General features: G+C 35.1%; 4 protein-coding genes. 1 reads left to right on the top strand and 3 read right to left on the bottom strand.

The window, feature by feature from the left end; translation table 11 throughout:
- Positions 1 to 40: 40 nt before the first annotated feature.
- Genes ACIQ0D_RS03010 through ACIQ0D_RS03000 form a run of 3 tightly spaced genes read right to left on the bottom strand, consistent with a single transcriptional unit; the run spans position 41 to position 5,746 of the window.
- A complete protein-coding gene (locus tag ACIQ0D_RS03010; protein WP_395802982.1) occupies positions 41 to 2,116 on the bottom strand; it encodes a penicillin acylase family protein in 2,076 nt (691 codons plus the stop codon).
- Between the two features lie 16 nt (positions 2,117 to 2,132).
- Positions 2,133 to 2,843 carry a YqjF family protein gene (locus tag ACIQ0D_RS03005; protein WP_395802980.1) on the bottom strand — a complete coding sequence of 237 codons (711 nt, stop codon included), beginning with the start codon at positions 2,841 to 2,843 and terminating at the stop codon, positions 2,133 to 2,135.
- Between the two features lie 26 nt (positions 2,844 to 2,869).
- Positions 2,870 to 5,746 (bottom strand): triple tyrosine motif-containing protein, encoded by a 2,877-nt coding sequence (locus ACIQ0D_RS03000; RefSeq protein ID WP_395802978.1) that lies wholly within the window; start codon positions 5,744 to 5,746, stop codon positions 2,870 to 2,872.
- 219 nt (positions 5,747 to 5,965) lie between these two features.
- On the opposite strand from ACIQ0D_RS03000, the gene ACIQ0D_RS02995 reads away from it, so the two are divergent.
- A complete protein-coding gene (locus ACIQ0D_RS02995; protein WP_395802976.1) occupies positions 5,966 to 9,064 on the top strand; it encodes a SusC/RagA family TonB-linked outer membrane protein in 3,099 nt (1,032 codons plus the stop codon).

Raw genomic sequence — 9,064 nt, 5'->3', positions numbered from 1 at the left:
TTGTGCACTAAGAGTAATAATTCTTTTCTGGTCGTTTTCTTTATTTAGGTTGATAAATTTTTTGTGCATTCTTTAAAATTTCCTCCTTATCTAGGGTCATTCTTTTTGTTTTTTGAGATTGATAGAGTTCCCTTTGATCAGAAAAATGCTTAGAATTTGGATCAGAGCTTGCTCCGAACGTGTTTACAGTCTCAATTAATGGTAAACCACCACCTTTTGGGAATTTTACAAAGCCAATATAGGCATCTCCGCTTGTCATACTTCGTTTTCCATCAACATAAGGTTTTGTCATAACTGCGGCTAACACGTCTGGCATACCACCTTGTGGCCATTCTTCTTTTCCTCTTTGTAATCGTTGAAAATCTCCTAAACTTACGTTTAGAGTGCCAAAATTTTTCATCAAATGTTTGTGGATAAACTCATATACTTCCACCGCTCCTTCGTTGTTTAGTGTGTCTTGCGCACGATTTTTCATCGTGTTTGAAATTTGATAGTAAGCTAAATTATAGATTAAAGCGCCCTTACTTTCTGGGTTTGTATTCCGATCCCAAGCTTTTAATTCTTTAATTAAGGGCTCTAATTTTCGATATTTAGTTTCATCAACCTGAAAAAATGCATCTGAATAATAGCCATAGGGGTATAATATTTTAGTGGGCAATTGACGATCAAATTTTATTCGCTTTAAATCATCCCAGCTAATTTTATCATAAGTTTCAATTAATTCTTTAGCCCGCTGGCTCCGATTATTATGATAGGTTTCATAGCCATCATTTTTATCAAATGAGGTGGATTTAAGGTTTTCATTCTCGGAAGTTGCCAGAAAAGGGGAGTGATTTGTATTAAATAAGTATCCGCTTTTTGGGTTCAATTGTTGCGGTAATTCACTCAGTGGCTTGAATTTGTCCCAAAGTGTAGCACGTGTATTACCAGGCAATGTTGTACTCCAATCATATTTTTTATCTGGATTACGGTAGGGCATTTTCCCATTTGAGATATAGAAAATATTGTCTTCTTTATCGGCATACATAATATTAAACATGGCCAAATGGTTCTGTTCTAGGGCCTCTTTAAACTCTTTTAAATTAGTAGAACGATTCATGGCGTACCATTGCTGAAGAGCACCTGCATCCATTAATGCTGGAAGTCGCAGTGAGAAAAACTGTCCGTTAGGACTTTTAACTGTGGGCCCGTAAATTGATTTATAAGCAGATTTGTAAATGGGAAATGGAATTCCTTTGATAGATAGCTTGATTTTTTTCTTTTCTAAAGTCAACCATTCTCCATCCACAAGGTATTGCCCAGGGTGTTTTTTATCAGTTTGTAATTGAAATACATCAATTTTATCCTGAAAGTTAACGGTATGCGCCCAAGCCAAATTAGGAGTGACTCCGTGAAATATAAGTGGTCCACCAGGGAATAGTCCACCTAATATATTCCAACCCTCATCGCTTTGAACATGGGCCTCATAAAAGGCCGTAGCACCTTCAATGGGTTGATGCGCATTAATAACCAACATCGGCTCACCTGTTGCTGATTTTGAGCCACTTATTGCAAATGCATTGCTCCCTTCACCGGTAAATCCAGGCAAGTTGGCAATAGACCCATTGAGTATTTTTGGTAATGTTTTATCTACACCGCAAAAAACAGCAACAGAAAACATGGTTGTGGCAATATAATCTTCTATTGCTATGGGAAACACGTTTTTATTTAAAACTTCATTTGGATGTGCTTTTGCATAGGCTTCTAGTCCCATAAGATAACCCTGAACCAATTGTATAAATTTGGGGTCCATAGATTTTATTTGCTGCTGCACCGTAGTTTTGGTTTCTAATAAGCCAAATACAAAGTCAACGGGCGCACCACTTTTACCTAAGTAGCTGCTAAGCTTACCCTGACCTGTTAAAATCAGGGTTTGAATGGTTTTAAAATCATCTTCCGAATGGGCCCAAGCTAAGCCATAGGCTACTTCAGGGTCTGTTGGGGCGAATATGTGTGGCACACCGTAATTATCGCGCGCAATGGTAATTTTATCGACATTGATTATAGGTTTTTGAACTTCTTGGGCGAATAGCGAAGTGCAAAATGCAGTTAAAAATAGGCTAATGATAAATTTCATATCGATAAATTAATGTTTAAATAGAATCTCGTTTCCACTTTACAGATACGTCTGAGCCTTCAGCAAGCATTACATGGTCTGGCTTTTGATTAGATAAAAATCCAAAATCAGGTCCGTACATTTTCTCAAATTCACAATCAATACTGTAATCAATTACCTGATTAATTTTCCAACTGGGATGATTGATTCTATACTCTAAAGTTTTGTTTTGATCAACGCGGGTATATCCGAAATAATGTTCAAAAATGAAGGCTTCAACACTACCCTTTTCCATCCGCTCGCCTTTATTGTGTGCATTTACTTGAATATTATTCCATTTTTTATCTTTCTTCCACGAATAATCTATTTTTTTTAGAGCTTCTGTAATGTGCCATTCATGTTTTGTTTTAACGGCGGAATAATGCTCTTTATAAAGGTAATTAGCCAGCCAAGCAACGGGAGCGTATGGCACGGTTTCATTGATAAAGACTACGCCTCTTTTTATTCTTCCTTCTTGCTTCCTGACTACGTAAAATCTCAGATTGATTTCTTCAAAAGAACCCAAATAGGGGATAGGTATCTTAAATATCTTGGTCTTATTGAACATAAAACCTACTAAACTCACATAGAATTTACCTTCAAAGCTATCTAATTCAACTCCTTTGGGAAGGTATGGAACCAGCACATTCGGATCTACAGCATAATTTGCCATAATCAGATTCTCCCATTTAGCTTCTAGAAAGTTCATTTTTCTTTATTCCTCAAAGCTATCAATTAACCTATCCCAATCAAGTAGTCGAACAAACTAATTTCTGTTGGTATTTGTAGTTTTTTGCGTAGTCGATAACGACCTATTTCTACTCCTCTAACTGAAATATTTGCAAATTGTGCAATTTCTTTAGTGCTTAAATTCATGCGTAAATAAGCACATAATTTAAGCTCATTCGATGTGATATTAGGGTGCTTTTCCTTAATTATATTTAGAAAATCACTATGGACCTTATCAAAATGTTTAGTGAAGTTCTTCCATTCTTGATCCATACGATCATCCTCATTATATGTTTTAACCATTTTCTTTAGTTCAGAAATGGCTTCTGGATGATCAATTACTTTAATTACCTTATTGAGCTCTTCTTTAGTTTTACTCAGAAGTTCGGCTTTTTTCACAAGATGCATAGCGGATGAAGCCAATTCAGAATTCATCAAATTAATTTCTACCTCTAGTTTCTCATTTCTTAAAAGAGCTAATTCTCCTTCTGTGCGACTTAACTCTAGCTCATGGATATAGGAAAGTTTGGCCTGTTCTTTTTGATGTTTTTCTTGTTGTTTTTGTAATTTACGCTCCTGCCATCTATAAACCCCATAAATTAAACCCACAATTATCCCGAAATAGAAAGTTTTTGCCCAAATTGATAAATACCAAGGTGGAAGAACTTTGAACGAATAACTACTTACTTCCGATTCATTTCCTAAATTATTTCTTGCTTTAACTTCAAAAACATAATCTCCAAAGGGTAAGTTGGTATATTCTTTTTCTGTTCTTTTCGACCATTCCGACCAGCTTCTATCGAATTTTTTTAATCGGTAGCTATATTCTATATTCGATTGAAATCCGAATAATGGTGATGAAAACTCCACTTGAATTGTATTCCAATCGCTCGTTATTTCTGGTATAATTTGTTCCTTTTGACTCGTATTGTAAAATCCACCAAAAAGAAGGCTATCGATTTGATTGTTGATTTTTACGGTTCTAACTTGGACTTTTAATTTAGGAATGGATTGCTTGTATTTTTCATAATTTATATTGAAAAAGCCCTTTTCGCCCCCAATTAGGATGTTATTTTTATTGATGGGATAAATAAATTCAAAGCCACTCAGCATTTTGTTATTTAATTCGGGCAGGTAAATTACCTTCGGGTTTTCACTGGTATAGTCTATTACACCCAATGTTTTTTCTTTGATAAACCAAATATTTCCACTTGCGTCTTCCTTCATATAGCGCAAACTTTTGTCGCCAAGTAGTTTTTGATAATACGTTGATATCTCAAATAAATTCTTGATTTTGTTATAGCTGTAAACCCCCTTTTCTGTTGCGACTAATACTTCGTTTTTGATTTTATATACGTGGTTATTAACGTTTGAAGGCAAACCGTTTTTTTGGGTATAGGTATAAACTGAATAATTGTTAGTATTGGATTGTCTGATTTTATAAACACCATGATATGGATGCGAAACCCATAAGAAACCGTCGTTATCGATGGCAAGAAATCGTGATGACTCAGTAAAGTTTGGTATTTTTTGTTTTGGAATTAATTTTTGATTGCTTGTATCGAAAATCACTAAACCATCATAGGTGCCTGCTACCATTTGCGATTTCCCGAATGCATCAGAGAAGGGCAAGGGCAGGAAGTTCCAATAGCCTCGAAGATTAGATATTTGCTCTAATTTGTTGTTTTTAACTAAAAAAGCACCCTCATGATGCCCCAGAAGCAAATCTTTATTGATTCTTGAAAGTCCCCATGTTTGTCCCTTTGAGTTTTCAACTGCCCTGAAATTGCCTTTACTAAAGCTCAAATCTTTGGTATTTTGTAAGGTAACGCTAAAAAGTCCGTTTGATGTACCTAAAAACAGCTGGTTATCAAATAGCATGGCGGCATATCCTGAACCATCTTGAAGTATAGGGTTTAGTTGTTTTATGGGACTATCATAAGCTATGAAATCGATTCCATTATCTAATCCTAGCCATAAATTTTGCTGCTGATCTAAGAAAATACTCAAAACATTATTATTCTGAAGCCCTTCAATCTTTGAAAAACGTTGAATAGTGTTACCTCGCGAATCAATGATATAAACCCCACCATTGCTTGTAGCTATTGCAATCCAGTTTTTATTTATAGATGTAGCAGCATAAATTCTTTCATTTTCAAAAAGTTTCTGATTGCTTGTTTTTATTTTGCTTATACCTTCGTTATTAAGTAAAAACAAGCCGTTTTTTAATGTAGTTACAATAGATTGTTTGTTTTGAATAGGTATAATGCCTGTTATAGGGTCATTTTTAGGGAGTTCTTCTTGTCTTAGAATAGGAACCCAAGTATCATTTTCAAACTTATTTAATCCGCTTTTAAAATCATGAGCGTATAAAGTGCCCTCCGACGCTGCCATAAAATTCCACTCGCTCAAAGCTTTATAGCTAGCTATTTTGCCATTAATCAACTTAAAAATCTTGCTTGAAGTGCGAAAAAATAGGTTTTGATTAATTCGTACAATATCCCATACATCGCCAAATGATCTGTTTTTCTCATCTATTAATGTGGTATATGAATGATAGGATAACCTTCCGTTCTCTGTAGGAGCAAAATATCCAATTTCATCCTGCCCACCAACGTAAATTTTATTGTCTAAGCCAATTTCAATCGATCGAACAATGGTTTTATTAGGTAATGGGAATAAATTCCAATACTTACCATCAAAGGTTAGTAATCCTTCATTATTTGCTACATAAATGATCCCATTTTTATCTTGTTTGATGTCCCAATTCTGTAAACCAGCATTGTATTGTTGCTTGTCGTAGTTGATAACATCTGGTAGCCCGATGGTATTCTGTCCGAATAGCTTAAAAGGAATTAATAATAACAATAATAATTTTCTCATGAATATATAAATTAAAGCTATTGTAGGCGTTTTCTCAAAATTTATGATGTAGTATTGTTGTATTTAAATATCGCATAATTGATTCAATTCTACATTATGATGTAGTATTGAAGTAGTTATTTTTTTGATTGTTGTATTGCTTAACCGCACCTTTATGCTCCAATTATAAAGAATTTAAAAACTAAAGAACAATTATTATTTACTAAAATCAATTTCTGTATGAAATTTAAAATCAAATTAGTCTTCACAGTTTTGTTTTTGGTTGCGTTTTACCATCAAACAATAGCTCAAACGCTAAGTGTTTCAGGTATTGTAAAAGACAAAACCACTAAAGAAACCCTACCAGGTGCGACGGTATCTGTAATAGGAGCATCAACTGCCACAGTTACTGATGCTCAGGGAAATTTTAAAATTTCCGTTCAAAAGGGAGCTACCTTGTTAGTAAGCTTTACGGGAATGAATCCTTTTCGTTATCAAGTTAACAATGCCGATACAATTATTATCGAACTTGAAGGCTCATTAACTGCAATGGATGAAGTAGTAGTTGTAGGTTATGGAGTTCAGAAGATTACTAAAATTTCTGGAGCTATCTCAACTGTAAAGGCAGCTGACATTGAAAAATTAAGACCTGTACGTGCGGAAGATGCTTTGCAAGGTCGTGCATCCGGGGTTACAGTAATTTCAACTGGTTCTCCAGGTGCCAAGCCAACAGTTTTAATTAGAGGTATTCCTTCGTATACAGGTACAGACCCTGTAGTAGTAGTAGACGGTTCAATTCAAACTATGGATGATTTAAATTCAATCAATGCGGCTGATATTGAGTCAATCAGCGTATTGAAAGATGCGGCTACCACTGCAATTTATGGTGTAAAGGGTGGAAACGGTGTAATTGTTGTTACCACTAAAACAGGTAGAAAAAATCAACCAACTGAATATGCTTTAAATAGTAATTATGGCCTTCAGGAAGTGCTAAATACAATTGGTGTTTTAAATGCTTCTGAATATGCGGCAATGCTTAACGAAGGAAGCTTAACTTCTGGAGGTAATTTAATGTTTCCTGACATTTCTAAATTTGGTGTTGGAACAAACTGGCAAAATGAGATTTTCAAAAATGCCGGAATGCAAACGCAAACGCTAAATGCTAAGGGTGGAAGTGATAAAATGGATTATTTCATTTCTGGCGGTTACCTTGGACAAGATGGTATTGTTGGTGGTGGCGATAAATCTTTCTTCAACCGTGCCAATGGTACTGCCAACTTAACTTTCAATTTAGCTCCTAAATTGAAATTCTTAGCTAACACTAGTTTTGTAAATATTAAAGGTGCTAACGTTCCAGAGAATGGAATTAATAGTGTTATTTCAAATGCACTAAATTTCGACCCAACAGTCTCAATCTTAAATAGCACACCAAATACTTATGGGAAATATGGTGTAAGTACTACTATCTTATCGGAAATATTTAATCCCTTAACTCAGCTTCAAGATACTTACAACGAGTCAAATACAAACAAATTATACGGTAAATTAGAATTACAATATGATTTATTGAAAAACTTGAAACTTACTTCTCGTTACGGTTACACTAATACTGACGTAACAGGTAAGTCGTTTAGCCCTTTATCTTTCTACGGAGCGGGCCATATTAACTCAACTTTAAATGCAGATGGTTCTGCCAAAGTAGGCGCTCACAATAGCGTAGCAGAGTATAAAAACACGTATTTCAATAATACTTTTGAAACTTTCGGAAATTACAATTTAGTAGTAAACGAGGATCATTCATTTGATGCTATCCTTGGTTTCTCATTGGCAAAAATAACTGGTAATGCTATAAATGGTTCTAGACAGGATGTTCCGTTTAATTCATGGGAATTTGCAGATATTTCATCTGCAACGGGTATCGCACCAACTTCGGGACTTGATGTAGGTTCTTTCCAATACGAGAGAAGAAATCTTTCTTACTTCAGCAGAATCAATTACGATTATAAAGATAAGTACTTAGCCTCTTTCTCTGCTCGTAGAGATGGATCTTATGCATTTGGTACAAACAACAAATTTGCAAACTTCTATGCAGGTTCATTAGGTTGGGTTGTATCAAATGAAGATTTCTTCAAGTTAGATTTTATCAACTATTTTAAAGTTAGAGGTAGTTACGGTATTACTGGAAATGAAAATGTAAATCCACAATTCCAGAAAATCTCAACGCTTGTTTACGCATACGGTTTGGGACAAAATTCTGGTTATACCTTTGGGAACAACAATACTTCAATTGGTGCAACTATTGGGTCTTTTAGAAATGATGATCTTGCATGGGAAAAGCAAAAGCAGTTAAACGCTGGTTTTGATATGACTTTCTACAATAATAAGTTTTCATTATCGGCAGATTATTTCGAGAAGAATATTAGTGGCTTATTGTTTACGCCATCGCTTTCATTATACCTTGGAACAGCACAATCTCCAACAGCCAATATTGGAACAACAGAAACTTCAGGTTTCGATTTTAACTTAGGTTTTACTGACAAGCTAAGTCGCAATCTCAATTTCAGCACAAACGTAACCTTTACAACTGCTAAGAATTTAGTTACCGAAACCAATAATGGTTTAATTACGGGTGGTAATTATGGCATCCCTAATCAGAGTGTTACCAGATTCGAAACTGGTGAAACTCCAGGATATTTTTATGGTTATAAAACAAATGGCCTATTCCAAAATCCAGCTGAAATTGCAGCCTCTGCAAGCCAGTCAGGTGCTAAACCAGGGGATATTCGTTATGCCGATATAAACGGTGATAATAAAATTGATGGTGATGACCGTGTAAAAATTGGTGATCCATTCCCTGATTTTACTTTAGGTTGGGGACTTTCACTTAGCTACAAAAACTTCGACTTTAACAGTTTTGTTTATGCTTCAGTAGGTAATGATATTTATAGAGCTTATGAGCGTAATTTAGCCATGACTAATAAATATAGAGGTGTATTGGGCAGATGGACAGGTGAAGGAAGCACGAATGATGCAAGAAATCCTAGATATACATTTACTGATGCTAATAATAATACAAGAGCCTCTGATCGTTATGTAGAGGATGGTTCTTTCATCAAAATCAAGGATCTCCAATTAGGATACACTCTTCCAGCTTCATTATTTAAAAATAAGTCATTCAGCAAAATCAGAGTTTATGCTCAGGTTAAGAATGCTCTTACTTTCACTAAATATTCTGGTTATGATCCTGAAATCGCAGGAGGAATTTTTGATACAGGTATCGACAGAGGTGCATATCCACAAGCCAGAACATGGTCAATGGGCTTAGATGTTAAATTTTAA

Source organism: Daejeonella sp., assembly GCF_044342615.1.
Lineage (GTDB): Bacteria > Bacteroidota > Bacteroidia > Sphingobacteriales > Sphingobacteriaceae > Daejeonella.
Note: the sequence above shows the minus strand (reverse complement) of the source record. Positions and strands in the feature narration are given on the sequence as shown.

What these genes read in the sequence shown, in the direction of transcription:
- ACIQ0D_RS03010 (WP_395802982.1), bottom strand. Translation starts at nt 2,116, where the DNA reads ATGAAATTTATCATTAGCCTATTTTTAACTGCATTTTGCACTTCGCTA.
- ACIQ0D_RS03005 (WP_395802980.1), bottom strand. Translation starts at nt 2,843, where the DNA reads ATGAACTTTCTAGAAGCTAAATGGGAGAATCTGATTATGGCAAATTAT.
- ACIQ0D_RS03000 (WP_395802978.1), bottom strand. Translation starts at nt 5,746, where the DNA reads ATGAGAAAATTATTATTGTTATTATTAATTCCTTTTAAGCTATTCGGA.
- ACIQ0D_RS02995 (WP_395802976.1), top strand. Translation starts at nt 5,966, where the DNA reads ATGAAATTTAAAATCAAATTAGTCTTCACAGTTTTGTTTTTGGTTGCG.